This is a genomic window from Actinoplanes sp. 13 (genome assembly GCF_056134165.1).
The window spans coordinates 153,948-178,599 of sequence record NZ_JBVYOQ010000018.1; the positions used below are offsets into that span (position 1 = coordinate 153,948).

At 70.5% G+C, this 24,652-nt stretch carries 21 protein-coding genes and 1 pseudogene; 10 read left to right on the forward strand and 12 right to left on the reverse strand.

The annotated features are described in order from the left end of the window. Window positions 1-53 precede the first annotated feature (53 nt). The 5 genes from AC0NH5_RS29280 to AC0NH5_RS29300 all read right to left on the reverse strand — a co-directional run bounded on the left by AC0NH5_RS29280 (window position 54) and on the right by AC0NH5_RS29300 (window position 6,121). A complete protein-coding gene (locus tag AC0NH5_RS29280; protein WP_474409882.1) occupies window positions 54-947 on the reverse strand; it encodes a hypothetical protein in 894 nt (297 codons plus the stop codon). After that, the gene (sigM, locus tag AC0NH5_RS29285; RefSeq protein ID WP_474409923.1) at window positions 944-1,654 is read right to left on the reverse strand and encodes an RNA polymerase sigma factor SigM; all 711 of its coding nucleotides are present in this window, start codon (window positions 1,652-1,654) and stop codon (window positions 944-946) included. Before sigM ends, AC0NH5_RS29280 begins: the two co-directional genes overlap by 4 nt. 34 nt (window positions 1,655-1,688) lie before the next feature. Beyond that, entirely contained in the window at window positions 1,689-3,242 is a 1,554-nt protein-coding gene (locus tag AC0NH5_RS29290) for a protein kinase domain-containing protein (protein WP_474409883.1), read from the reverse strand. 199 nt (window positions 3,243-3,441) lie between these two features. Then, entirely contained in the window at window positions 3,442-5,193 is a 1,752-nt protein-coding gene (murJ, locus tag AC0NH5_RS29295; protein ID WP_474409886.1) for a murein biosynthesis integral membrane protein MurJ, read from the reverse strand. 49 nt (window positions 5,194-5,242) lie between these two features. Beyond that, window positions 5,243-6,121: a hypothetical protein gene (locus AC0NH5_RS29300; protein ID WP_474409888.1), complete on the reverse strand. Its 879-nt coding sequence runs from the start codon at window positions 6,119-6,121 to the stop codon at window positions 5,243-5,245. Window positions 6,122-6,212: 91 nt separating this feature from the next. Here AC0NH5_RS29300 and AC0NH5_RS29305 point away from each other — a divergent pair, with 91 nt between their 5' ends. Then, the gene (locus AC0NH5_RS29305; protein ID WP_474409890.1) at window positions 6,213-7,643 is read left to right on the forward strand and encodes a CCA tRNA nucleotidyltransferase; all 1,431 of its coding nucleotides are present in this window, start codon (window positions 6,213-6,215) and stop codon (window positions 7,641-7,643) included. Here AC0NH5_RS29305 and AC0NH5_RS29310 read toward each other — a convergent pair whose 3' ends face one another. Both AC0NH5_RS29310 and AC0NH5_RS29315 read right to left on the reverse strand, forming a co-directional pair. Continuing rightward, on the reverse strand, window positions 7,644-8,813 hold the full coding sequence (locus tag AC0NH5_RS29310; RefSeq protein WP_474409891.1) for a WD40 repeat domain-containing protein: 1,170 nt from the start codon (window positions 8,811-8,813) through the stop codon (window positions 7,644-7,646). It abuts the gene before it with no gap. Next, on the reverse strand, window positions 8,810-9,331 hold the full coding sequence (locus AC0NH5_RS29315) for a SigE family RNA polymerase sigma factor (protein ID WP_474409892.1): 522 nt from the start codon (window positions 9,329-9,331) through the stop codon (window positions 8,810-8,812). Before AC0NH5_RS29315 ends, AC0NH5_RS29310 begins: the two co-directional genes overlap by 4 nt. Window positions 9,332-9,415: 84 nt before the next feature. Between AC0NH5_RS29315 and AC0NH5_RS29320 the strand changes: the two genes are divergently transcribed. Beyond that, on the forward strand, window positions 9,416-9,871 hold the full coding sequence (locus tag AC0NH5_RS29320; protein WP_474409893.1) for a methylated-DNA--[protein]-cysteine S-methyltransferase: 456 nt from the start codon (window positions 9,416-9,418) through the stop codon (window positions 9,869-9,871). Between the two features lie 94 nt (window positions 9,872-9,965). On the opposite strand, the gene AC0NH5_RS29325 is transcribed toward AC0NH5_RS29320, so the two are convergent. After that, entirely contained in the window at window positions 9,966-11,045 is a 1,080-nt protein-coding gene (locus AC0NH5_RS29325) for an inositol-3-phosphate synthase (protein ID WP_474409894.1), read from the reverse strand. Window positions 11,046-11,068: 23 nt separating this feature from the next. Then, on the reverse strand, window positions 11,069-11,698 hold the full coding sequence (locus AC0NH5_RS29330; protein WP_474409895.1) for a PadR family transcriptional regulator: 630 nt from the start codon (window positions 11,696-11,698) through the stop codon (window positions 11,069-11,071). A 168-nt stretch (window positions 11,699-11,866) separates the two neighbouring features. On the opposite strand from AC0NH5_RS29330, the gene AC0NH5_RS29335 reads away from it, so the two are divergent. From AC0NH5_RS29335 to AC0NH5_RS29345, 3 genes are all read left to right on the forward strand, one after another. Further along, complete coding sequence (locus AC0NH5_RS29335; RefSeq protein ID WP_474409896.1) at window positions 11,867-12,289, forward strand: DUF5318 domain-containing protein; 423 nt, start codon at window positions 11,867-11,869, stop codon at window positions 12,287-12,289. 430 nt (window positions 12,290-12,719) lie between these two features. Then, the gene (locus AC0NH5_RS29340; RefSeq protein WP_474409897.1) at window positions 12,720-15,161 is read left to right on the forward strand and encodes a transglycosylase domain-containing protein; all 2,442 of its coding nucleotides are present in this window, start codon (window positions 12,720-12,722) and stop codon (window positions 15,159-15,161) included. 152 nt (window positions 15,162-15,313) lie between these two features. Continuing rightward, a complete protein-coding gene (locus AC0NH5_RS29345; protein WP_474409899.1) occupies window positions 15,314-16,849 on the forward strand; it encodes a glycosyltransferase family 87 protein in 1,536 nt (511 codons plus the stop codon). A 63-nt stretch (window positions 16,850-16,912) separates the two neighbouring features. On the opposite strand, the gene AC0NH5_RS29350 is transcribed toward AC0NH5_RS29345, so the two are convergent. Together AC0NH5_RS29350 and AC0NH5_RS29355 are read right to left on the reverse strand one after the other, a co-directional pair. Further along, window positions 16,913-19,375, reverse strand: a complete 2,463-nt coding sequence (locus AC0NH5_RS29350; protein WP_474409900.1) for a hypothetical protein — start codon at window positions 19,373-19,375, stop codon at window positions 16,913-16,915. Between the two features lie 21 nt (window positions 19,376-19,396). Next, window positions 19,397-20,173 carry a deoxyribonuclease IV gene (locus AC0NH5_RS29355; RefSeq protein ID WP_474409902.1) on the reverse strand — a complete coding sequence of 259 codons (777 nt, stop codon included), beginning with the start codon at window positions 20,171-20,173 and terminating at the stop codon, window positions 19,397-19,399. 127 nt (window positions 20,174-20,300) lie between these two features. Here AC0NH5_RS29355 and AC0NH5_RS29360 point away from each other — a divergent pair, with 127 nt between their 5' ends. The 5 genes from AC0NH5_RS29360 (at window position 20,301) to rplI (ending at window position 23,325) form a co-directional block, all read left to right on the forward strand. Continuing rightward, window positions 20,301-21,359, forward strand: a complete 1,059-nt coding sequence (locus AC0NH5_RS29360) for a hypothetical protein (protein ID WP_474409903.1) — start codon at window positions 20,301-20,303, stop codon at window positions 21,357-21,359. 292 nt (window positions 21,360-21,651) lie between these two features. Further along, on the forward strand, window positions 21,652-21,942 hold the full coding sequence (gene rpsF / locus AC0NH5_RS29365) for a 30S ribosomal protein S6 (protein ID WP_097325510.1): 291 nt from the start codon (window positions 21,652-21,654) through the stop codon (window positions 21,940-21,942). 64 nt (window positions 21,943-22,006) lie between these two features. Next, a complete protein-coding gene (locus AC0NH5_RS29370; RefSeq protein ID WP_474409905.1) occupies window positions 22,007-22,585 on the forward strand; it encodes a single-stranded DNA-binding protein in 579 nt (192 codons plus the stop codon). 36 nt (window positions 22,586-22,621) lie between these two features. Continuing rightward, window positions 22,622-22,861, forward strand: coding sequence for a 30S ribosomal protein S18 (gene rpsR, locus AC0NH5_RS29375; RefSeq protein WP_007073789.1), 240 nt, complete (start codon window positions 22,622-22,624; stop codon window positions 22,859-22,861). Between the two features lie 14 nt (window positions 22,862-22,875). Further along, window positions 22,876-23,325, forward strand: coding sequence for a 50S ribosomal protein L9 (gene rplI / locus AC0NH5_RS29380; RefSeq protein WP_474409909.1), 450 nt, complete (start codon window positions 22,876-22,878; stop codon window positions 23,323-23,325). A gap of 321 nt (window positions 23,326-23,646) precedes the next feature. On the opposite strand, the pseudogene AC0NH5_RS29385 reads toward rplI, so the two are convergent. Beyond that, window positions 23,647-24,652 (reverse strand): annotated as a pseudogene (locus tag AC0NH5_RS29385) (hypothetical protein); the annotation flags it as partial.

A 24,652-nucleotide genomic window follows, 5' to 3' on the forward strand; every position in this document is an offset into this window, starting at 1 on the left:
ACATCCACCATTCCCCGGACCGGCGCGTGTCCGACCTCACGCCTGGGGTGCGGTCAGCGTACCGGGATTTTCGCCAGCTCCGCGGCGCCGGCCTCGGGCGTGCCGCAGTCCGCGCCGACCGCCCACGCCCACATGCCGTTTGCCGCGCTGAACTGCACGATCAGGGCCGGCGCCCCCTCGAAGGTCGCATAGTCGACGACCTGGGCGGAGATCGGCCCGCCGGCGTTCTCGACGGCGATCTGGTCGAGGCAGGAGAGCAGCAGGTCCGGCGCGAGCAGCCGGCCCAGCGCACCCTTGGCGGCGTCGGTCTCGGTGGAGCCGGAGATGGGCGCGGGCGACTGCCGGGCGGCGACGACCCGGTCCAGCGTGGCGGCTGTGTAGTCGGTGCCGCTGTGCAGGATCTGGCCGATCGGCGGGGCGTCGGCCACCATCGGCGCCACACCCTCGGCAGCGGCGGGCGCCTCCTGCTGTTCCGCGGCGGTCGAACCGGCGCTGTCGTCCTGCGCCTGGCCGGCCAGCTGGGTCAGGCCGAAGCCGGCGAAGGCGAGCACACCGGCGGCCACGCCGATCGGTGCGGCCAGACGCGACCACCGGCGGCGGCCGGGACGCGCGGCGCGATCACGCCGGCGTTCATCAAGATCCAGAACCTTGGTGGGTACGGCCTGAGCCGGCTCACCGGGCATGCCGTCGGCCTCGGCGGCCGGCGTGCTGAACATCCCGTCCAGCCGGGCGGCGAGATCCTGGGGCATCCGCTCCGCCGGCAGATCCAGTAGCATCGCCCCGACCGTGGACATCGCGGGCCGCAACCGCTCGTACGCCCCGCGCCAGGCGGGATCGCCGGCGATCAGGGCAGCCACCCGCTCCTGGTCCGGGGTGCCGTCGAGGGCGCCACCGACGTAGTCGGCCAGCAGGTCGAGATCGACCCCCTCGAACTCGGCGCCCGTCACCGCTGATCCCTTCGATCGTGCCCGGTCGGCAGCGGAGCTCCCGTCGCCGTCCCGGATGGGACGCTTCCGCCGCCCGATCGGTTCCCGCCCGGTCCGGCTCCACTGTCCGCGCCGTCCCCGGCTCCCCGCAGATATCCCAACGTCAGAGCCATCCGTGCTCGTCCCCGGGCGCACCGGCTCTTCACCGTGCCCTCCGCCACACCGAGCATCGCGGCCGCCTCGGAGACCGGATATCCCTGCACGTCGACCAGCACGATCGCGGCGCGCTGCTCGGCCGGCAGGGCGGCCAGCGCGTCGCGCACCACGAGCACGGTGTCCTGGTCGGGGGTGGGCGCGGCCGGCTCCGGGGCGGTCGGCCGGTCGTCGTCCGAACGGTTGCCTTCCGGCAGCGGGACCGTCGGGTGCGCCTGGCGCCGCCGGAGCCGGTCCAGGCAGGCGTTCACCACGATCCGGTGCAGCCAGGTGGTCACCGCCGAGTCGCCGCGGAACCGGGCGGCGTTGCGGTGCGCGTTGAGCAGCGCGTCCTGCACCGCGTCGGCGGCTTCCTCGCGGTCGCCGGTGGTGCGCAGGGCGACCGCCCAGAGCCGGTCCCGGTGGCGGCGGACCAGCTCGGCGAAGGCCTGCGGATCGCCATCGACGTGGGCACGGATCAGCTCGGCGTCGCTCGGCGCGGCGGCTGAAACGTCCCGGAGAGTCACGCCAGCAATCTAAACCACGGTGGCCATCAGGACGTGCACCCGATCAGTAGCCGTACAGCTCGATCTCGCTGACGCTGATCTTGTAGCCGCCGTTGCCGTCCTCGGCCTCGGGGAGGGCGGTGAGGAAGACCAGCACGTACTGGTATTTCTGGTCCGGGTCGAAGCCGGAGAAGGTCCAGTTGGTGCCGGTGCTCGGCTCCGGCGCCTCGTCCTTGAGGCGCTTGTAGTCCTTCATGATCTTCTCGTCCCCGGACGAACTGTCGCCGGGGTCGTTGGCGCCGTAGCGGACGTCAAACGTCGCGCCGGGCGTCGAGGCCGAAACGCGGACCTCCGACAGGGAGCGGGCCTCGCCGAGATTGATCAGCACGCCCATGCCGTCCTTGAGGCCGCCGAAGTCCGGCCGCCTCTCGTAACGCGAGGTCTCCCAGACCGTCTCCGGGTCGCCGTCGACAGTGAGTTTCGCCTGCTCGCTGTCCTTGCGCTCACCGCGCGGCGGGTCGACCATGCGGACCATGTCGCTGGTCAGCGCGATTTTGTCGGGTGTGGGCGCCGGGGTCTGCGCGTTGTCGCCGGGACCGCCCTGTCCGACGCCGGCGTCGACCGGGGCAGTGGCCTGGGTGCCGGGCTGGGTGGAGTTGCTGATCGCGCGGATGCCGAAGACCAGGCCGATGATCGCGATGACCACGAGCGCGCCGACCCCGATCAGGATCTTGGGCGCGCTGCGGATGGTGTCGGCGCCGGAGGAGCCGCCACCCTGCACGAACCGCAGCGGGCCGACGTCCTCGAACTCCTCGTCCTCGGACGCGGCGTCCAGCCGGCCCAACTCGGCGGTGAGCGCGTCGGCCGCCGGGGCGACCACCCGCCGGTCCAGCAGGTCCATGGTCAGATCGTCGAGATAGGCGGGGACACCGGCCCGGATCTGCCGCGGGGCGGCCGGGTTGCCGGAGCTGTCCCGGTTCGCGTCGGGCAGGGCCGAGCGGCCCACCTCGGTGTGCGGCCAGTGGCCGGTGAGCGCGAAGTAGAGGATGCCGCCGACCGCACGCACGTCCAGCTCGGCGCTGTCCGCGGAGTCGGCGCGCGCGTCGGCCAGCACGACCCGGCCGTCGTCGGCGATCAGGACACTGCCCGGATGCACGTTGCCGTGCACCATCCCGGTGGCGTGCACGGAGGTCAGCGCGTCAGCCACGGCGTGCGCGATGGTGATCGCCCGGGACGGGTCCAGCGGGCCCTCGGCGCCGACCAGGTCACGCAGCGACTCGCCGTCGACCCACTCGCGGACCACATAGGCCCGCTCCTGCTCGTCGATCGCGTCGTAGACGCCGACGAGGTTGGGGTGGATGACCCGGCTCGCGGCGACCGCGGCCTGGAGCATCTCGGTTGCCGAGTCGCCGCCGGGGTGACGGAGCACGACGGCGACGGGGCGGCGCAGCACCACGTCGATGCCGCGCCAGACCTGCCGGCCGGCACTGTCGTTGTTGACGTGCTCTTCCAGCTGGTAACGCTCGGCCAGGATCTCACCGACGGTGGGGGCACCGAAGGTCAAGACCGGTCCGGCCTCGTCGGCCGCGGTCTCGTGGCCTTCGCCGACCTGGGTCACCAGTCCTCCCTCGGTGGTGCATGTCTGGTGGTTGTCTGTCGGGGTGCTCCCGAGCACATGCCGACACCGACCATACCCGCCCGGGGCCATCCTCCGGCAGGTCGTCCCCCCGGCGCGGCATCGGCGTGGACCCGGACGAATCGGGTCAATCACCCTGAGGTGGGCGTGCGAGGCCCGATCAGGGCGTGATCACAACAGATCAGCGCCCGAGTTTGCGCCGCACCATCCCGACCACCTGGCTGATCTCCTGGACCCGCAGGACGAGCGCGGCGCCCAGATAGGCGACCACGATCACCGCGCCGCCGACCATCACCTGGACCAGCGCCTCGATCTTCCCGTCCGGCACACCGGTGCCGGGCAGCAGGTGGACCGCCAGCAGCCCGAGCCCGGCCGCGATCCCGGCGGCCACGATCACCTTGATCAGCGACACGGCGACCGTGCCCAGGTTCAGCCGGCCGATCCGGCGGCGCAGCACGGCGAGGGAGATCAGCGCGGAGACCACGTAGGAGAGGGCGTTGGCGGCGGTCATCCCGGCTGCCAGCCACGCCGCGTCGAGCACCGCGGCGAGCGCAAAGTACGCCGCGATCCGGACCACCACCACGGGCAGGTTGATCAGCGCGACCGTCTTGTTCGCCTGCAGAGAATAGAAGGCATAGGTGCAGAGGTAGCTGATCGACAGCGGCAGCACCGCGAACGCGGCCACGGTCAGCACCGCGCCGGTGTCCAGCGCCGCGTCCCGGCTGTAGTTGCCGCCCTGGAACAGGACCACCGCGATCGGGGTGCCGAGGACGGCGTAGCCCACGATGATCGGCGCCAGCGCCGCGGACACCAGCTTGATGCCGCGGGTCAGGTCGGCGCTGACTTCGGCGAACCGGCCGTCGGCCGCAGCGGCGCTCATCTTCGGCAGCAGCGCGGTCATCACCGACACGCCGATGATGCCGTGCGCCATCATGGTCAGCAGGAAGACGTTGTTGAAGGCGAGCACGCTGGCGCTGCCCTTGCCGGCCACCTCGTTGAGGATCCGCACCACCACGAAGATGGCGACCTGGTTCGCCGCGACGTAGAGGAGCATCCAGCCGGCCAGGCCGCCGATCTCGCGCAGGCCGAGCGAGCGCGGGTCCCAGCGGAACCTCCACCGGAAGCCCACCTTGCGCAGGGCGGGCAGCAGCCCGATCGACTGCACGATGATGCCGAGCAGCGTGCCGCCACCGATCAGAGCGATCTGGGCGGGCGTGACGGTCTCCGGGCTGAGCTTGTCGTCGGTGCCGAAGACCTGCAGGAAGACGCCGCAGGTCGCGATGATCACGAGGTTGTTGAGGATCGGCGCCCACATCGGCGCGGCGAAATGCCCGCGCACGTTGAGCACCGCGCCGAACATCGCGGAGAGCCCGGTGAAGAAGATGATCGGCAGGATCAGGTAGGCGAAGCGGGTGACGAGTTCCCTGTAGGCATCGCTGTTCTTCTCGTTCGCCTGGATCGCCGTGATCACCGGCGCGGCGGCCACTACCAGCAGCGTCGCGACGCCCAGCGAAGCGGCCGCGAAGGTCATCAGCTTCTGGGTGAACTCCTGGCCGCCGTCCGGGTCCTCCTTGCGCCGGCGGACCAGCAGCGGGATGAGGACGCTGGAGAGGATGCCGCCGAGCAACAGCTCGTAGATCTGGCCGGGAAGGAACTGAGCGGTGGTGTAGGCGTCGCCGACGCCCGCGCCGAGCGTCATGCCGATCAGCGCGTTGCGGACGAAGCCGATCACCCGGCTCACCATGCTGCCGGCCGCCATGATCAGGCTCTGCCCGCCGGTGCCGCGGCTCTCGCCGGCCGGCACCTGCTCCGCGGGTAACGCCTGGTCGCCACCGGTCACCTCGGTGTCCACCGACACCACGGTGACGCCGTCCTCAGCCGGCGGCCGCCCGTCCGGCGCCGCGTGGCTGCTGCGGTACAGACCGCCGTTCAACCATGCCTCCCGAGCTGTCCCGATGTTGGAGCCACCATAAGCGGAGCGGTCACACGTGGTGACGCAGGAGGGTGCCCGGCTGGGCACCGGCCAGCGTCTCCACCATCCAGCACGCCTCCAGCGGAACCAGGGGCTCACTGAGCGCGTCCAGGACGGTCGGGTGGTCGCAGCCCGCCTCGGTCAGCGCGCCGAGCAGATCGGGCACCGGCGCCAGATCACCGGAGTCGGCGATCCGGCGGGCCAGCGGGCGGGTCTGTGCGTACCCCGGCTGTTCGGGCAGCCGGCTGAGGAGGGCGCTCGCCCGGCGTACCAGATCATCGAGGTCCTCGTGCGGAAAGCGCTCGCCCGCCCGGACCTGGAGTCCCGCCCGGGCCGGGGCGCTCAGGGCCGCGACCGCGGCCTCGTCCAGCACCTCCGGGGACTCCGCCGGCGCGGCGGGCCACCAGCGCTCGTCGGCGAAGAGCGGGAGCGGCGCCTGCTCCGGCCCGGACGGCTCGGCGTCCGGCACCTCCCGGCGCAGTGAGCGGTACGCGACCTCGCGCACCGCGGCGATCGCGGCCAGGTCGTCGTCCGGCGTGGCCGGGGCGAACGGGGACAGGAGCGCGACCACCAGACCGGGGTGCGGCAGCAGGGGGTCGTCCAGGGCGATCACCCGCGCGAAGGACTCCAGCTCCCACCAGCGCAGCGAGGCGGGGTACGGCCCGGCCGCCGGTGCCCAGCCGAGCTGCACCGGCTCGCTGGAGGACGGCCGGCGCAGGCCGAGCGCCCGCTCGCCGGAAGGCAGGTCGATGTCGAGGACCAGCGCGTACCCGTCCACCACCGGAAGCGACACGCGCAGCTGGGCCGGGAGGTCGGCATCCTCGAGCGGCTCGCCCGTCCAGAACCGGGGATCCAGGGAGAGGCGGCGCAGCACCTCGGAAACGGGCATCCCGCCATCCTGCCCGCCGGCCGCCTGCGCCGCACGGCTGGCCCACCCTTGCCCCGGCCACCGACCCGGTCCCCGATACCCTGGTCATCCCATGTCTGTTCTGAACACCGCCCAGCAGAAAGCGGTAGCCGAGTTGCTCCGCGTGTCCCCCGTCGCCGACGAGCTCGGGGGCCGGTTCGCCGCCGCAGGTCACGAACTGCACCTGGTCGGCGGCTCGGTGCGCGACGCGCTGCTCGGCAGCCTCGGCGACGACCTCGACTTCTGCACCGACGCCCGGCCCGAACAGACGCTCGCCGTCGTGCACGGCTGGGCGGACGCGATCTGGGAGACCGGCCGCGAGTTCGGCACGATCGGCATCCAGAAGAACGGACTGCGGATCGAGATCACCACGTTCCGGGCCGAGGCCTACGACGGGGTGACCCGCAACCCGACCGTGTCCTACGGGACGTCGCTGCTGGACGACCTGTCCCGGCGGGACTTCACGATCAACGCGATGGCGGTGTCGGTTCCCGGCCACGAGTTCACCGACCCGTTCGGTGGTCTGCGGGACCTGGCGAACCGGCTGATCCGGACGCCGGCGGCGCCCGAGCAGTCCTTCGGTGATGATCCACTTCGGATGCTGCGTGCCGCCCGGTTCGCCGCGAAGCTGCAGTTCACAGTGGATCCGCCGGTCATCGCGGCGATGCAGGACATGGCGGCCGACCTGGACCGGATCACCGCGGAGCGGATCCGGGACGAGTTCACCAAGCTGATGTGCGGCACCGACCCGATCGCCGGTCTGCGGCTGCTGGTCGACACCGGGCTCGCCGACCGTTTCCTGCCCGAGATCTCCGGGCTCAAGCTGGAGATCGACGAGCACGCGCAGCACAAGGACGTCTACGAGCACACGCTGATCGTGGTGCAGAACGCGATGCGCCTGGAGGGCGACGAGGGACCCGATTTCGTGCTGCGGATGGCCTCGCTCATGCACGACGTCGGCAAGCCGGCGACCAAGGCGGTCGGCCGGGACGGCCGGGTCAGTTTCCACCACCACGAGGTGGTCGGCGCGCGGCTCACCAAGCAGCGGATGAAGGCCCTGAAATATCCCAAGGACGTGACCTCCGAGGTGGTCGGGCTGGTCGCCCTGCACCTGAGGTTCTACGGGTACGGGCGGGGCGAGTGGACCGATTCGGCGGTGCGCCGGTACGTCACCGACGCCGGGCCGCTGCTCTCCCGGCTGCACAAGCTGACCCGTTCCGACGTGACCACCCGCAACCGTCGCAAGGCCGCCCAGCTGGCCGCCGACTACGACGCGCTGGAGGAGCGGATCGCCCGGATCGCGGCCGAGGAGGACCTGGCCAAGGTCCGCCCCGACCTGGACGGCAACGCGATCATGGAGCTGCTCGGGGTGCCGCCGGGCCCGATCGTCGGGCAGGCGTGGCGCTTCCTGAAGGAGCTCCGCCTCGACCGGGGGCCGCTGGACCGCGACGAGGCCGAGGCCGAGCTCTTCAAGTGGGCCCGCGAGCAGGGCCACATCGCCTAGCTAGGGCTGTCCGAAGCTGATGTCCCGGCCGGTGAACTCGGCCGGGAGCGCCATCCTCAGCTTCAGCACACCCTTGAGGTCGAAGAAGTAGGCGTCCCGCCCGGCCACGCCCAGCACGGTGTCCGATCCGACGAAACGGACCGGCACGGTGCTGTCCGCATCGATGGTCGCCACCGTCCGGCCGGACGCCACCTCCACGATCCGGGTGCCCTCCGCCGAGGCGTCGGCGTCGAGCAGCACGTAGCGACCGTCCGGTGACCAGGCCGCCGAGCTCCCCGGCACACCCGGCAACGGCAGCTCACGCAGCAGCTTCCCGGTCGCCACCGAGTAGACCTTGACGGACTCGATGGTGTCCGGCCGGGCCTCGGACTCCTCCACACCGGGATCGCGCTGCGCCAGCGCCACCTCGCGGCCACCCGGCAGCCAGGTGAAGAAGCAGAAGTCAGGGCAAAGGAGCCGGCTTTCCGGCAACCTCCGGTCAACGGCGGCGCCGGTCGCCGCGTCGATCACCCGGAAGCCGCCGTCGAGCAGGGTGAGCAGCACCTTCTTACCGTCCGGCGACCACTCCACCCCGCTGCCGGAGCCGTGGTCCAGCATGCGGATCCGGCCGGTGGTGGCGTCGGCGATGCCGATCCGGGCCTCGGTTTCGCTCTCCACCACGGCATATCTGCCGGCCGGCGCGGCCTTGAGGGCCTGGTATCCACTCGGCAGGACCCGGTAGGCGCCGGCCGACCGGTCCAGGACCACGTTGCCCTCCTGCGGGGTCTCCGCAGCCGGGCGATCGTTGCCGTTCGCATCGGTGCTCTGCCGGCGGGACAGCCCCGTGACGGCGAGACCACCGGGCAGGACCACCGGCGCCGTCCACCAGTTCTTTCCGGCGGCCGAGACATAGGGAACCTTGCCGGTCGGGCTCGGCTCCGGCGAGAGCGACGCGGACGGTGTGGGTGCGACCGGCACCGGGCGCGGCGCACCCTTGCGTTCTTCCAGGAGGGCGTACGGCGTGACGACGGTCCCGAGCAGTGCGGCGGCGACGAGACCCACCACCGCGCGCCGGCGTCGCCGGATCCGCCGTCCCCGGGTGCGCGCGACACCCGCCAGGTCCGGCAGCTGCGGGGCGGTGGCCGCCAGCTCCTCGACGGCGGCGCGCACGGAATCCTCGAGATGACTCATCGCATGCCTCCCGTCGAGCGCGTCCATTCGTCCGCCCCGCCGACCAGGTCGCGAAGCTTGGCCAGGGCCCGCGACGCCTGGCTGGCCACGGTGCCCGGACGGCAGCCCAGCACCTCGGCGGTCTCCTCCACGGTGCGGTCCTCGAGATAGCGCAGCACCAGCACGGCGCGCTGCCGGGCGGGCAGCGACAGCAGCGCCTCGCGGACCGCCAGCCGGTCGGTGACATCGTGGTCGGGGCGGTCACCGTACGGCCGGTCGGGCGGCTCGGCGACGAACACCTCGCGGTGGCGTCCCGGCCGGCGCCAGCTCGACGCCCGGTCGTTGTAGATGATCTTCCGGACGTAGGCCTCGGCGTCGCCGTGGATCCGGGGCCACCGGGCGTACGCCTTCGCCAGCGCGCCCTGCACCAGATCCTCGGCGGCGCCCCGGTCCCCGGTCAGGGCGTGCGCGATCCGGAGCAGCGACTGCCCCCGCTCCGCGACGAAAGCGGTGAACTCCGCCTCGAGCGACTCCTTCACCGGTCACCTCCGGGGAGTCAGACGCAGCAGCGGCCGGAAACCTTGCATGCGATTTCTGTCGGAGCCCGGGTGCAGAATCGAGGGGTGTTCGTCGTGGAGTCACCGATCGGTCCGCTGGGAGTCGCCGTCGAGGGCGACGTCGTGGTGGGCGTGCGGTTCGGGGTGGAGCCGGGGCCGTCCGCCGAGCACGGCGCGGCAGAGCAGTTGCGCGCCTACTTCGCCGGCGAGATCACCGACTTCACGGTGCCGTTCGAGCTGCGGGGCGGGTCCGGGTTCGAGCGGGCGGTGTGGGAGCGGATCGCCGCCATTCCGTACGGCGAGATGGTCACCTACGGGGCGATCGCCACGGCGCTCGGTGATCCCGGAGCGGCGCGGGCGGTGGGCACGGCCTGCAATCGCAACCCGATCCCGGTGATCGTGCCGTGCCACCGGGTGGTCGGCGCCGGCGGGAAGATGGTCGGCTTCGGCGGCGGCCTCGATCGCAAACGCCGGCTGCTGGAGCTGGAGGCACGGGTCGCGTTGACCCGGGCCTGGGGTTGACGGGGAGTGCTTCGGGCGTACCCGGAACCGGTGTTGATTATGAAAAAGGCCGGCCCAATTCGCGGGCCGGCCTTTCGCAGTCAGTCGGCGATGGTCAGCGCTCGACGTCGCCGCGGATGAACGCCTCGACGGCCTGGTGGGCGTCGTGGTCGCTGTACTGCACCGGCGGGGACTTCATGAAGTACGACGAGGCCGACAGGATCGGGCCGCCGACGCCACGGTCCTTGGCGATCTTCGCAGCGCGCAGTGCGTCGATGATCACACCGGCCGAGTTCGGGGAGTCCCACACCTCGAGCTTGAGCTCGGCGGTCAGCGGGGTGTCACCGAAGGACCGGCCCTCCAGGCGGATGTACGCCCACTTGCGGTCGTCCAGCCACGGCACGTGGTCCGACGGGCCGATGTGCACGTCGCTCTTGACCATCTCGTGCGGGATCTGGGAGGTCACCGACTGGGTCTTCGAGATCTTCTTGGAGACCAGGCGGTTGCGCTCCAACATGTTCATGAAGTCCATGTTGCCGCCGAAGTTGAGCTGGTACGTGCGGAGCAGCTCGACACCGCGGTCCTCGAACAGCTTTGCCAGGGCGCGGTGCACGATCGTCGCGCCGACCTGGCTCTTGATGTCGTCACCGACGATCGGCAGGCCGGCGTCGGTGAACTTCTGCGCCCAGACCGGGTCCGAGGCGATGAAGACCGGCAGGGCGTTCACGAACGCGCAGCCGGCGTCGATCGCGGCCTGCGCGTAGAACTTGTCGGCCTCCTCGGAACCCACCGGGAGGTACGACACGACCACGTCGACCTCGGCGTCGCGCAGCGCCTGCACGACGTCGACCGCCTCGGCGGAGGACTCCTCGATGATCTCGCGGTAGTAGGTACCGAGACCGTCGAAGGTCGGTCCACGCTGGACCGTCACACCGCTCGGCGGCACGTCGGTCAGCTTGATGGTGTTGTTCTCGCTGGCGACGATCGCTTCGCTCAGGTCCATGCCGACCTTCTTGGCGTCCACATCGAACGCCGCGACGAACTTCACGTCGGACACGTGGTAGTCGCCGAAGGTCACGTGCATGAGACCCGGGACGCGGTCGTTGGGGTCGGCGTTCTTGTAGTACTCCACGCCCTGCACGAGGGACGAGGCGCAGTTACCCACACCGACGATGGCGACGCGGACGGAGCCCATCGCGTTTGCCTCCTTGTTGTTCATCACGGCCGGTCCTGGTGCGGACGCGGTGTTTCCGGGGGTGGTGCGATCTCCGCGGCCGGTGTTCCGGCGGCGCGGTTGCGGACGGCCGGGGTACGGCCGGACCGCTCGTTGGTGATCAGTTCCTCGAGCCAGCGGACCTCGCGTTCACACGCGTCCAGCCCGTGGCGCTGGAGCTCGAGTGTGTACGCGTCCAGGCGGTCCGCGGTCCGGGCGAGGATCTCGCGGAGCCCCTCGCGGCGCTCCTCGATCCGCCGCCGGCGGCCCTCCAGGATCCGGAGGCGGGTGGCCTGATCGGTGCGGGAGAAGAAGGTGAAGTGCACCCCGAAGCCGGCGTCGTCGTAGGTCTCCGGGCCGGTCTGGGTGAGGAGTTCGGCGAACCGCTCCTTGCCCTCGGCCGTGATCTTGTAGACAACCCGGCCCCGTTTGCTGGTCATCGGGGGAATGATGTCGCTGCTGGTCTCTGCCTCGCTGATCCATCCGGCGAGCTTCAGCCGCTTCAACGTGGGGTAAAGCGTGCCGTAACTGATCGCGGCCCGCAGCGTGCCGAGCTTGGTGGCGAGCTCCTTGCGCAGCTCGTAACCGTGCATCGGGGCTTCCTGCAGGAGACCGAGGATCGCCAACTCCAACATCGGCCCTCCCTCATCTCTGCCCCGATGTATCGACTCGATACATCGTCACCGTAGATCGGGTGTCAGGAACGCGCAACTCCGACCTCCCGCAGGCATCTTCCGGAGTCGCTTCGCCACGCTGCGTGATGGCGGTCGCCCCGCTCGCGGCGACCGCGTACTCTTCTCGCCATGCGCACGCAGCGGCAGGTGGTCGACTACTCGCTACAGAGGCGGTCCGTCCTGCGTGACGTGCGAAACGGCCGGATCGGCACGCTCGATGTCTGCGACGCGTCTCCGTACTTGAGAAACGCCGCGACGTACCATGGCGAGCCGACCGACGAGCGGTGCCCGATCTGTCGTCGCGACAATCTGACACTGGTGCATTACGTCTATGGCGAAGAGCTCAAGCAGTCCGCCGGCCAGGCGCGGAAACTGGCGGAGTTGCCGGTTCTCGCGATGACGCTCCGTGAGTTCCAGGTCTTCGTCGTCGAGGTCTGCCGCTCCTGCTCGTGGAACCACTTGATCGAGCGGTACGTGCTCGGTCGTGACGGCCTGGCCCCCGACGAGGTCGTCGCGGGGTTGCGATCACAGCACGGGGAGGGCCGGCGATGAACCTGTTCGATCTCGCTAACGTGTACACGATTACGACCGACGGGGGCCGTGGAGGCCCAAATCGGTCATCTGGGACATTTTGTAATGCGGCTGCGGGCAACGCAGCCGACAACGCCCGCTCGTGGCGCCCCGTCGGGACGGTCCCTCCGGGCCGTCCAGCAGCGCCCCCGCGACCGGTAGGTGTGAAGAGATGAACGCGTACGGCGATTCGCAGTCAGCACGAGCCCGGGTCAGAGTGCCCGGGCCGTCCGCTGCTTCCACGCCAGACGACGAGCCTCAGGGCCGGCCGGCCCCGGACGCTTATCGGCGTCCCTCCGGCGCGGCCTCGGTGCCGGGCTCGCCGGGGCGTGCGTCGGTGGGCGGCCCTTCAGCCGGCCGGGCATCCGTGGGGTCGGCGGCCGTCGGTGCCGCGACACCCGGACGTGCCTCCGTGGGCCCGGCCAGGGCCTCGGCCTCGGTGGGCGCCGCGGTGCCCGGGCGCGCCCCGGTGGCTCGCGCGGCGGTGCGCCCCGCGCCGCCCGGTGGTCCGGGAGGCCCCGGTGGTCCGGGAGGACCCGGCGGCCCCGGTGGACCGGGTGGCGGGCTCGGCGGCGGCAAGGGCCGGAGCAAGACGGACAAGAAGTACCGTCGCGCCAACATCCTCACCGCTGCGGCCGCCGTGCTGGTGATCATGCTCGGTGTCGGCATCGTCGGTGGCACCTACTTCTTCGACGAGGTGGACCTCCCCACGCCCGACGCGGAAGCGCAGATGAACGTGATCCTCGACTCCTCGGGCAAGAACGTGCTGGCGCGCGAGGGCGAGCCGCGGATCAACGTCCCGTACCAGAACATGAGCGTCACCATGCAGCGCGCCGTCGCCGCTGCCGAGGACAAGAACTTCTACAAGCACAACGGCATCGACATGAAGGGCATCGCCCGCGCCGCGTGGAACAACTTCACCGGCGGCGACAAGCAGGGCGCGTCCACCATCACCCAGCAGTACGCCCGGCACGTCGCCGATCTCAAGGAGATCAGCTACAGCCGGAAGCTGCGTGAGGCCGTGATCGCCCGCAAGCTCGAGTCGAAGTACGACAAAGACGAGATCATGGGCATGTACCTGAACTACATCGACCTCGGTCGGGGCAGGTACGGCGTCGAGGCGGCGGCCCAGGGCTACTTCGGCAAGTCGGCCGTCAAGGGCGCCAAGAACGAGATCAACGCTTACGAGGCCGCGGTGATCGCATCGATCATCAAGCAGCCGTACGCGACGAACACGCACAAGGGCTACGACCCGGCCAACAACCCGGTGGAGGCCAAGGAGCGCTGGGAGTACACCCTCGCCAACATGCGGGAGATGAACTGGATCTCCCCGGAGGAGTACGCGGCCAGGAAGTACCCAGTCGTCAAGAAGAACGGGACCACGTGTAAGAGGTGTGTCGAAGGCACCGCGGACGCGATGATCATGCGGCACGTGGACGCCGAGCTCAAGGAGATGGGAATCTCCGAGGACGACAAGCGCAAGGGTGGTCTGCAGATCACCACCACGATCAATCTGAAGGTGCAGAAGGCCGCCGTGGCGGCCGGCTCGCGCAAGAGCGAGACGTCGCCGATGAAGGGCCGGCCGAGCAGTTACCAGGCCGCGGTGATCGGCATCGACCCGAAGACCGGTGAGGTGCTCGGGTACTACGGCGGTGACAACCCCAACGGCACCGACTACGGCGGCTACATGGCCGGTGACGGCAGCGGCATCGTGGAGTGGGGCGGCCAGTCGCCGGGCTCGACCTTCAAGATCTACACGTTGGCCGCCGGTCTGCAGGAGAAGCTCTCCTTCGACTCGATCTGGGACGGCACGATCAAGCCCGAGGGCCGTAACAAGATCAGCAACGCCGGCGCCGAGGAATCCTCCGTCTGTGGCGGTAAGATCACGCACTGTGACCTGGAGCGGGCGACGATCAAGTCGTACAACTTCCCGTTCTACTGGATCGCCGACTCGATCGGGCACGAGAAGGTCATCGCCGCGGCCAAGGCGGCCGGCGTCGAGCACATGTGGACCAACGGCTCGAAGCAGGCCCCGTCCGGCAAGATGATCGACTTCACCAAGACGAACGAGTCGGCGTGGAAGAAGAACTTCTCCAACGAGGTCGCGTTCGGCCAGTTCCGGGTCATCCCGCTGGAACACGCGGCCGGCGTCGCCACCATCGTCAACGGCGGTGTGCGGCAGGAGGCCCACTTCATCAAGACCGTGAAGCGGCTCGACCCGGCCACCGGCAGGTACGTCGCCTGGAAGAGCGCCAAGACCGAGGGCAAGCGGGTGTTCCCGGCCGCCGAGATGACCGACCTGCTCGGCGTCATGGGCAAGATCCCCGGCGACCAGGGCAACACCCTGCGCAACGGCCGGGACGCGGTCTCCAAGAGTGGAACCTGGGAGTTCGGCAAGGGCAACGGTGACACCTGGTACGTCGGTGGCATCCCGCAGCTCGCCGCGACCGTCTGGGTCGGCGGCGCCAAGAACAAGGTTCAGCTCGAGGAGCGCAGCGGCAAGAAGATGTTCGGCTCCGGCACGCCGGCCGACATCTGGAAGGAATTCATCAACACGGTGACCGCCGAGCTCGACTGGGAAGAGGAGAAGTTCCCGGAGCGGATCAAGGGCGGCGACCCGGCGGCGCTGGGCAACGGCACCAAGCCGGTCGAGCCGGAACCGGACCCCAACCTGAACGTGGTCTGCCAGCAGCTGCCCCAGCTGTGCCTGAACAACGGCGGCGGCGACCCGAACGGCGGCGGCAACAACCCCGGGCCGGGCAACAACCCCGGACCGGGCAACAACCCCGGACCGGGCAACAACCCCGGGCCGGGTAACACCGGAGGCAACAACGAAGAGGACGACGGCGACTGACGTCCGTGCCCGTCGCTGCCGGCGCCCACCTCGTGTGAACGAGGTGGGCGCCGCTCTTTCCGGCCCGCCCGCCGCGTCCGTCCAGTGAAGATCTTCAGCGGCAGCGCGGCCCGGCACCTCCGCACGTGCCGGATGCGGCATGATGCCAAGACATGAGCGCGCAACCGTCCAGTGACCGCCCCGACGTCTCCCCGGCGACCTCGGACGGTTTCGTTCGGGGACTGTCCCAGTTGATCGGCGGGCCGCTCGGCTCGCACGCGGTCCCGCCGGACTCCCGCCCCGGCCGCTTCTGGACGGCGCCGCGGATCGTGCTGTTCCTGACGTGCCTGGTGCTCGCGCTCTCCTGGGTGCAGAAATCGCCCTGCATGGACGGCAACTGGCAGAAGAACGTGCAATACACGCGGTATTGCTACACCGACGTGCTGGCCCTCTACTACGCCGAGGGACTCAACGAGGGCAAGGTGCCGTACGTGGACCACCCCGTGGAGTACCCGGTGGTCACCGGCTACTTCATGGGCGTCCTCGGCCTGCCGGTGCACGCGTACGGGGAGAGCAACCCGGACATCAACCAGGGCAGCTGGTTCTACAACATCAACGCCCTGGTGCTCTGCCTCTTCGCGGTCGCGACCGCCGCGGTGCTCCTGGCCCTGCGACGGCGCCGCCCCTGGGACGCGGCGATCTTCGCGCTCTCCCCGATCATCCTGGTCAGCGCCACGATCAACTGGGACTTCCTGGCCATCGGGCTGGCCGCGATCGGCCTCTACCTCTGGGTGCGGCACAAGCCGGTCTGGGCCGGCATCTTCTTCGGCCTGGGCGCCGCGGCCAAACTGTGGCCGCTGTTCATCCTCGGGCCGATCCTGATCCTGGCCCTGCGCACCGGGCGGATCCGGCCGTTCGTCAGCGCCTTCATCGCCACCGGGGTGACCTGGGCAGTGGCCAACTTCCCGGTCTACTACTGGCACCACGAGAGCTGGCTGCGATTCTTCCGGCTCAACTCGGAGCGGCCGATCGACTGGGGCACCTTCTGGTACATCGGCCGCTACCTCGACGGGAAGTGGAACACCGGCACCGCCGGCGACCAGGGTCCGTTCCAGTGGCTGAGCAACAACATCCCCACCCTCAACTACCTGTCGTACGCCTTGTTCGGGCTCTGCTGCCTGGCCGTCCTGGCCCTCGGCCTGCTCGCGCCGCGCCGCCCGCGCCTGTCGCAGCTGGCGTTCCTGGTGGTGGCCGCATTCCTGCTCACCAGCAAGGTCTGGTCCCAGCAGTACGTGCTCTGGCTGGTGCCGCTGATCGTGCTGGCCCGGCCGAAGTGGGGAGCGATCATCGCGTGGACGGTCGCCGAGGTCGGCTACCTCGCGGCGTTCTACGCCGAGCTGATCGGCGCCGGCGGGAAGTCGGTGATTCCGGAAGGGACGTTCGTGCTGGCGTCGGTCGCCCGGTGGGTGACTGTGGCGCTGCTCTGCGCGCTGGTGGTGCGCGAGATCTGGCGGCCCGAGCTGGACGACGTCCGGCTGTCCTACGACGGGGTGGACCCGGATGCTGGCCCGCTCGACGGGCCGGAGGTCCGGTGGATCAGCGGGCTCCGGAGGAGGTTCGGGCTCGGTCCGTCGCTGGAGGCGCCGGCTCCGCCGGAGTCCTCGTCCTTCGACGCTGCCGTGCAACCCGAGCCGGCCGTCAAAGCTTGACCGCCGGCCTTACCTCTGAGCCGTTGGCGGGCCGTGGCCGTCGGTTGGCAGCACCACCGGTGCTCAGAGCTGGCCCTGGACGATTCCCGGTGCCGCGGGCGGCGTGGTCGTCCCGGGCGCAGGCGGTGTCGTGGTGGTGCCGGGCAGTGCCGGGATGACGCCTCCAGGGGTGGGCAGGCCCGGCAGCTGGTTCGTTCCTCCGGGCAGCTGACTCGTGCCACCCGGCAGTTGGGTCGTGCCCGGCGCGGGGAACTGGGTCGTGCCGGGTGCCGGCTGTTGCGTGCCGCCCGGCCCCTGGGGCCGGGTCCGCTGGTTGAGCCGGAACACCACCGCGTCCGGCAGGTCCTCGCGGGTGATGCCGAACGCGTCCACCGGGATGTCGCCGGACCGCTGCCACGACGTGTTCGCCACGCCGTTGCGGAGCAGCAGGACCGTGCTGACGCCGATGGAGCGCAGGTATTCGATGCTGGGGGCGTCGGGGAACGAGGCGACCCGGGTGCGCATCTCGTTCTGCCGGGCGCCGGCGAAGGTGCCACCGCCGTTCGCCATCGACTGGAATTTGGAGGTCGACCAGAGCTGCACCGTCTGATCGAAGAGCTCCCCGGTCGGCAGCACGAGCATCGGACCGGCGTCCACCGTCCGCATGGCGGCCGGCTGTGCCGGGACGGTCGGGTGGGCGGTGGCGTTCCAGCCCTCGAGCGCGACCAGGACCAGCGGCGTCAGCATCGCCGTCCGCATCCACGGTCCGGGCCACGGAGGCATGCGCTGGGCGGCCAGGTGCTCGGCACGGCGGACGAAGTCGTCGACCGCGCCGGCCGCCAGGACGGCCAGCAGGAGCGTCACCCAGAGCATCAGGCGGCCGGGGATTCGCAGGTCGAACGAGGCCGGGTAGTGCCCGAACAGCGGCAGATAGGTCCAGCGGCCGCCGAAGAAGGTTGTCCCCAGGGTCAGGATCACTGTGCCGACGAGGGCCACCAGCAGGAAGATCCGGTGCCGGAGCCGCCAGATCGAGAAGAGCAGGCCGGTCAGCGCCAGCGCGTACAGCACGAAGCCGGGCAGCAGGGACATCTCCGCGGGCCAGCCCAGCGAGGACCGGGGCACGGCGTGCGCGGCGCCCCAGATCCGTGACTCGGCCGGCCCGATCAGCAGGCTGCGCAGCGGCGGTGAGAAGAACCGGATCTCCTCGAGGCGTGCGCCGGTGTCCTTCACCAGGAGGTACGGCACGGCGATCATCAGGCCGACCCCGGCGAAGATCAGGGCGCCCAGGACGTCGGTGGCCACGAGACGCCAGCCGAGCAGCGAGTCGTGTTTGCCCCGGAGGAACTGGAGCACGGCGAGCCGGCCGTCGTGCCGGACGCCATGCACCACCGAGGCGGTCAGCAGCACGATCAGGATCACGCCCAGCACGTACGCGAAGGGCAGTCCGAGGGAGAAACCGAGCGAGACCTGCCAGATGGCCGCGGCCCAGCCGGCGGCGGCCCAGCCGGCGTGCCGGCGGGCGGGGCGGAAGCCGTATCTCAGGGTGTAACCGTGGCCGCGGGCCAGCATCGCGAGGGCGAGCGGGATGGCACCCGCGGAGATGACGTCGAGATGCCCCTCCTGCGCGAGCCGCCACGGCGCGTAGGCGAAGGCGACGGCGGCCACCGACGCCCCGATCGGACGGGCGCCGAGCTGGCGCAGCAGCGCGTAGGCGCCGATCGCCAGCAGCGCGTGCGCGAGGACGAAGAGCAGGTTGTAGCGCAGCACCGCAGCGACCGGGCCGCTGCCGATCATGCCGAACGGCGCGTAGCCGAGCAGGCTGTCACCGAAGCCGAAGCTGAGCGCCTGAGGGTAGTAGGCGTTCGAGTGCCAGAGCCGGATCGGGTCGCCGGTGAGGATGTGCCCGGCCCAGGAGACCTGCCACGCCTGGCGGGCCGGGTCGCCGAGGTCCTGGGGCAGGGTGTGCAGCGGATAGCGCATGGCCGGCCACGTCATCAGCACGGCGAGCACCAGCCCGGCGTAGATCACCAGCGCGTACTCGTGGACGAGCGCCCGGCGGACGGCGCGGGAGGCCCGTCGCATCCGGCTGGGCGGTTGCTCGGGGAGGGCGACGAAGACCGACCACGGGTCCGGTGGGGCGTCGGCCGGCCGGGTGTTCGGCAGCTCACGCCGCTTCTGCCGGGGAACGATCCGCTGTGGAGTCTCCGGCTTGTCTGGCTCGGGCTTGCCTGATTCCGGCTTGTCTGGCTCGGGCTTGCCTGGCTCGGGCTTGTTCGGGCCGAGCTTGTCTGACTCGGGCTTGTCCGGGCCGAGTTTGTCCGGGCCGTTGTCCGCGGGAGGGACCGCCGCTTGCCTCCGGGCGCCGAACAGGCCGAATCTGCGCCGCGGTTTCGCTGTCCCGGCGACTTTCGCTTCCTCGGCCGCGGCGGCGATCCTTGCCGCCCGGTCCCGTTCGGTCACCGCGGTCCCCGGAGCGGGAGAGCCCACACCGCTCGGCCCGGCCGCCGACGCGGGTCCGGGCGAGATCGGTTTCGGCTGCTCGGTCATGACCCTCCCGTGCCGGTTGGCCTAGTTACCCGCCCGCTCGCGCAGCAGGGCGATGTCCGCGGTCTGCCCATCGGCGCCTCCGGGCGTCTCCACAACGGCCGGGGCTCCGGCGGCCCGGATCGCCGCCACCACCAGTTCCGGGTCGATCTTTCCATTACCCAGGTTGTCGTGCCGGTCCTGGCCGGAGTCGAAGCCGCCCTTCGAATCGTTGGCGTGGATCAGGTCGATGCGCCCGGTGATGGACTTCACCCGGTCGACGATCCCGACCAGGTCCTCGCCGCCGGCGAACGCGTGGCAGGTGTCCAGGCAGAACCCGGCCCCGAACTGCCCGACCTCGTCCCAGAGCCGGGCCAGGTCGTCGAAGCGCCGGGCGCACGCGTTGTCACCACCGGCGGTGTTCTCGATCAGAACGGGCAGCGGCAGGCCGCCGTCCTTCTCCGCATACTCGAAGGCCTTCCGCCAGTTCGCGAAGCCGGCGGCCAGATCCGCGCCGGCGCCGACGTGGCCGCCGTGCACGATCAGGCCCTTTGCGCCGAGCTCGGCCGCGGCCTGGGCGTGCGCCATGAGCAGCTTGCGGCTGGGGATCCGGATCCGGTTGTTCGGCGACGCGACGTTCACGATGTAGGGCGCGTGGATGTAGATGTCCACCTCGGAGGAACGCAGCCGGTCCGCGTCGTCGCGCGGTTTGGGCGTTTTGTATCCCTGTGGGTCGGTGAGGAAGAACTGCACCGCGTCCGCGCCGCGAGCGGCGGCCTCGGCCAGCGGATCTGCGGGGTCGACATGGGCTCCGATGCGCATGGGACGAGCCTACGACGCCGGTACGACGCTTTCCCCCGGCGTCACCGTGCCGCATCACCCTTCGTTAGCTCATTGATCACGCTTGACTGACGCCGGCGCGGACCGGCTGCTGACTAGGGGATGGTGCATGTCGCGGCAGTTCCGATATCGGATGGCGGCTCTGGTGCTGAGCGGGTTGATCTTCGGCGCCCCGCTGCTCACCAACGGGACGGCGAGCGCCGAGCAGATGGACCCGGCGGACCGTCAGGTGACCTTCGGCGGCGACGTGCTCGGGATCGACTGTGAGTCCCGCCCGAGTGTGGAGTCGATGACCGTACCGGCCGAGACGATCGTCCGGGTGGTGAACCGGACCGGTCACGACGCACAGCTGCGACTCGGTGGCTCGCCGAAGGGCGTCGTGCCCGAGAACGGCTCGGCCGAGCTGCTGTTCCGCCGCGGCACCACGGCCGTGCTGCTGAGCCCGGAGTGCTCGGTCGGCGACGAGGTGGTGCCGATGCTGGTCACCGCCGAGCCGTCGAACGCGGCCACGTCGCCCGGCCCGATGCCCGCCCCCACCGGGGGCAGCGCCTCGACCATGATGGCGAAGCCGTCCGGCCCGGGCTCGCCGGCCGGGTCCCGGGCCGGTTCCGCACTGCCGGACTCGGCGTCGCGGCCGGCCGGGGCCACCTCCCAGTCGTCACGGTCGGGCGCCCGGAAGTCGTCGGAGTCGTCCAGGCCGGCCGCCACGGTGCGGAACGCGACCACCGGGACGCAGGCGGTGCCGCAGCGCGGCGCGATCTCCCGGCCCAAGGTCAAGACCGTGCGGGGTACGGGTGCGGTCGGGGTGCCCGCCTTCGCCGGTATGCCGATGGGCGACCGCAAGACGATCCTGCCCGCCACGGCCGGTACCTCTCTCGCGGCTGCCCCGGCAGAGCCCACCGCTCCCGCTGTCGACGCCGCTGCCGCAGCTCCTGTTTCTGATTCGTCGGCGACCGCCGAGGGCGTGCCGGCGGCGGATCCGGGTCAGGAGTCACCGCAGGCTATCGGCGGAACCATCGCCGAGCCGGTGGCCGCGGTCGGGCCGATCCGCGAGGGCCGGCCGATCGGGTTGCTCGGGCTCACCGCGCTGGTCTGTGTCCTCGGCGTCTCAATCGCCGCGATTCGGGCAATCGTGTCGCAACGTGCATCTCGGACTAATATGGCTTAAGCTGATCCGTGAAAGCTCCGCGGGGCGGACGCGCCCACCTCATCGGTGTGGTCGTTCCTCCCCAGGTCCCACCCAACGAATCGGGCCGGACGCCCCGCGGCTCTTCACAGGCGGCCCCGTCCACGGACGGGGCCGCCGCTTTTGGGCCTGACGCCCGGCGTGGGTATGCTGGCTCGGTTCGCAGTGTGTCTGCCGTGGGCGCTTCATTCCCACGGCTTTCTTCTGCGTGCGACACAAGACCTCCTGCCACGGAGAGACCGTGGCCGCTAAGCCCACAGGAGGTGAGAAAGTCTTGCGTCATTACGAACTCATGGTGATCCTCGACCCTTCGCTCGAGGAGCGCACCGTCGCACCGTCGCTCGATCAGTACCTGAACGTGATCAGGACCGCGGGTGGCTCGGTGGAGAAGCTCGACGTCTGGGGCCGTCGCCGGCTCTCGTTCGAGATCAACAAGAAGGCCGAGGGCATCTACGCCGTCGTCGACCTTCAGGCGACCCCCGAGGCCGTCGCTGAGCTGGACCGTCAGCTTCGGCTCAACGAGAACATCCTGCGTACCAAGGTCATCCGTCCCGAGACCCGCTGAGACGTTTTTGTCAGAGGGTCCTGAGACCCTTGGCGTCAACGTTTGAAGCGGCGAGGAGAAGTTCATGGCAGGAGAAACCACCATCACGGTCGTCGGCAATCTGACCGACGACCCTGAGCTGCGCTTCACCCCGTCGGGTGCGGCGGTCGCCAAGTTCCGCATCGCCTCGACGCCGCGGACCTTGGACCGGCAATCGGGTGAATGGAAAGACGGCGAGCCACTCTTCCTCGCGTGCAACATCTGGCGTGACGCCGCCGAGCACGTCGCCGAGTCGCTGCAGCGCGGCGCTCGGGTGATCGTGCAGGGCCGGTTGCGCCAGCGGTCTTACGAGACCAAAGAGGGAGAGAAGCGCACCGTCTACGAGCTCGAGGTCGACGAGATCGGCCCGTCCCTGCGCTACGCCACGGCGAAGGTGCAGAAGATGAGCCGGTCCGGTGGCGGCGGCGGCGGCGGGGGTGGCTTCGGCGCCTCCGGTGGTGGCAACCGGCAGTTCAGCGGCGGCAATCGAGGCGGTGGCGGCGGCGCCAACAGCGGCGGCGGCAACGACTTCGACGACCCCTGGGCGACGGCTGCCCCGGCCTCCGGCAACCGCTCCGGCGGTGGCGGCGGCAACTCCTCGTTCGACGACGAGCCTCCCTTCTAAGCCCCACGGGCTTTACCGAGTTCAGGAGTAAGAGCAATGGCTAAGGCTGCGGCGCTTCGCAAGCCGAAGAAGAAGGTGAACCCGCTCGACAAGGACGGGATCACCTACATCGACTACAAGGACACCGCGCTCCTGCGGAAGTTCATCTCCGACCGCGGCAAGATTCGTGCCCGCCGCGTCACCGGTGTGACCTCCCAGCAGCAGCGGCAGATCGCCCGCGCGGTCAAGAACGCCCGCGAGATGGCGCTCCTGCCGTACACGGCCACGGCGCGCTGAGAGGGGGCACCGAGATGAAGATCATCCTTACTCAGGAAGTGTCCGGCCTCGGCACCCCCGGCGACATCGTCGAGGTGAAGAACGGTTACGGCCGCAACTACCTGCTCCCCCAGGGCTTCGCGATCCAGTGGACCAAGGGTGCCGAGAAGCAGGTCGCGGTCATCAAGCGGGCCCGCGATGCCCGCGAGATCCGGGACCTGGGCCAGGCCAACGAGGTCAAGGGCCAGCTGGCCGGCCTCAAGGTCACGCTGTCGGCGCGCTCCGGCAACGGCGGCCGCCTGTTCGGCTCGATCACCCCGGCCGAGATCGTCGACGCGGTCAAGGCCGCCGGCGGTCCCGCCCTGGACCGGCGTCGTCTCGAGCTCCCCGGTCACATCAAGACCACGGGCGCTTACAACGTGCAGGTCAAGCTCCACCCCGAGGTGACCGCCACCTTCCCGGTGAACGTCGTCGCGGCCAAGTAATCTCAGCACCACCGAACGGCGCGCCCGGCCCTGGCCAGGCGCGCCGTTTCGCGTTCCTGCTTCGGGTCCGCTTCTCGGGCTCGGCTCCGGCTGACGCGCCGTTCCGCACTCGCTGCCCCGGCACCGGCCGGGTTTCCGTGGGCCGATCCCGGGGCGGTCGCTTCGTCCCCCCATCGTTGACCCGGGGTTTGCTCGGCGCGGAACTCGCACGAAACCGGCGCCTGTTGCTGACGGGCGGCAGGGTCAGCTGAGGCTGTTGCCGGTGATGGCGGAGCTGAGGACGGTGGCCAGACCGCCGCCTGTTGCTGACGGATGGCAGGGTCAGCTGAGGCTGTTGCCGGTGATGGCGGAGCTGAGGACGGTGGCCAGACCGCCGCCCACCACGGCGGCAGCGAGGCCGACACTGGCGGACTTCCACGCGGTGGTGGCGAACCGGAGGCCGAGCGCGACCAGCATGCTCAGCGCGAGCGAGATGCCGAACTCCGGTGCGGCGTCGGCGAGCGTGTCCAGCGCGTGACTGCGCTGACCGCTGTTCAGCAGGAACATGCCGGCTACGAAGAGGACGACGGGTACGCCGTACCAGACGACGGTGTAGCCGACCGCGGCGAGTGGCCCGCCGGTGGTCTGCTCGTCCTCCTCGTCGTCATCGGGGTCGAGGAGGTCGTTGCCCCGTCCCGCGACCAGGCCGCCACTGACCGGGCGCCGCTCGTAGGAGCCGGTGCCCTGGAACGCGCCGGTGGAACGGCGCGGCGGCCAGCTGGTGTCCTCCTCGACCTCCGGTGCCGCGGCCGGAGCGGTGACGACCTCGGCGGGCGGCCGGGTGATCACCGATGTCGAGCTCAGGGCCAGGTTCGACGTTCCTGCCACTGCGGCTGAGCCGCTTGGCCGAAAGGGAGGAAAGTCCGAGGTGTCGTAACGGCGGGACTCGCCCTCAGTCAGAGCGCTGTCCCGGGAAAGCTCCTGGCGCCAATCGGTCTCACCTGCCTGCCCGGCGGTCTCGCGGTACTGCGCGCCACCCCGTCGGGTCGCACGCTCGGAGGCGAGCCAATCCCCGGACGGAGGGCCCTGACCGGTCGGCGGGTCGCTCCAGTTGCCGCTCTGCTGGTCACCGAGCGGCGGCTCGGCGCCGTAGGCGGGCGCGCTCGGGCGGCGCGGCTGGCTCAGCGGGTCAGGCCAGCCGGTCTCGGGTCGCTGGGTGGGACCGGCGGGAAGCTCGCGCTGCCAGCCCTGGCCGTTGGCGGGGGCGTCGCGCCAGCCCTGGCCGTTGGCGGGGGCGTCGCGCCAGCCCTGGCCGTTGGCGGGGGCGTCGCGCCAGCCCTGGCCGTTG

Excerpts from the sequence above, each read along its gene's own strand:
- AC0NH5_RS29305 (WP_474409890.1), top strand. The coding sequence starts at position 6,213 with ATGTCTGTTCTGAACACCGCCCAGCAGAAAGCGGTAGCCGAGTTGCTC.
- AC0NH5_RS29310 (WP_474409891.1), bottom strand. The coding sequence starts at position 8,813 with ATGAGTCATCTCGAGGATTCCGTGCGCGCCGCCGTCGAGGAGCTGGCG.
- AC0NH5_RS29325 (WP_474409894.1), bottom strand. The coding sequence starts at position 11,045 with ATGGGCTCCGTCCGCGTCGCCATCGTCGGTGTGGGTAACTGCGCCTCG.
- AC0NH5_RS29370 (WP_474409905.1), top strand. The coding sequence starts at position 22,007 with ATGGCAGGAGAAACCACCATCACGGTCGTCGGCAATCTGACCGACGAC.
- rpsR (WP_007073789.1), top strand. The coding sequence starts at position 22,622 with ATGGCTAAGGCTGCGGCGCTTCGCAAGCCGAAGAAGAAGGTGAACCCG.
- AC0NH5_RS29335 (WP_474409896.1), top strand. The coding sequence starts at position 11,867 with ATGCGCACGCAGCGGCAGGTGGTCGACTACTCGCTACAGAGGCGGTCC.
- AC0NH5_RS29360 (WP_474409903.1), top strand. The coding sequence starts at position 20,301 with ATGTCGCGGCAGTTCCGATATCGGATGGCGGCTCTGGTGCTGAGCGGG.
- AC0NH5_RS29330 (WP_474409895.1), bottom strand. The coding sequence starts at position 11,698 with ATGTTGGAGTTGGCGATCCTCGGTCTCCTGCAGGAAGCCCCGATGCAC.
- AC0NH5_RS29350 (WP_474409900.1), bottom strand. The coding sequence starts at position 19,375 with ATGACCGAGCAGCCGAAACCGATCTCGCCCGGACCCGCGTCGGCGGCC.
- AC0NH5_RS29300 (WP_474409888.1), bottom strand. The coding sequence starts at position 6,121 with ATGCCCGTTTCCGAGGTGCTGCGCCGCCTCTCCCTGGATCCCCGGTTC.
- AC0NH5_RS29345 (WP_474409899.1), top strand. The coding sequence starts at position 15,314 with ATGAGCGCGCAACCGTCCAGTGACCGCCCCGACGTCTCCCCGGCGACC.
- rplI (WP_474409909.1), top strand. The coding sequence starts at position 22,876 with ATGAAGATCATCCTTACTCAGGAAGTGTCCGGCCTCGGCACCCCCGGC.
- AC0NH5_RS29355 (WP_474409902.1), bottom strand. The coding sequence starts at position 20,173 with ATGCGCATCGGAGCCCATGTCGACCCCGCAGATCCGCTGGCCGAGGCC.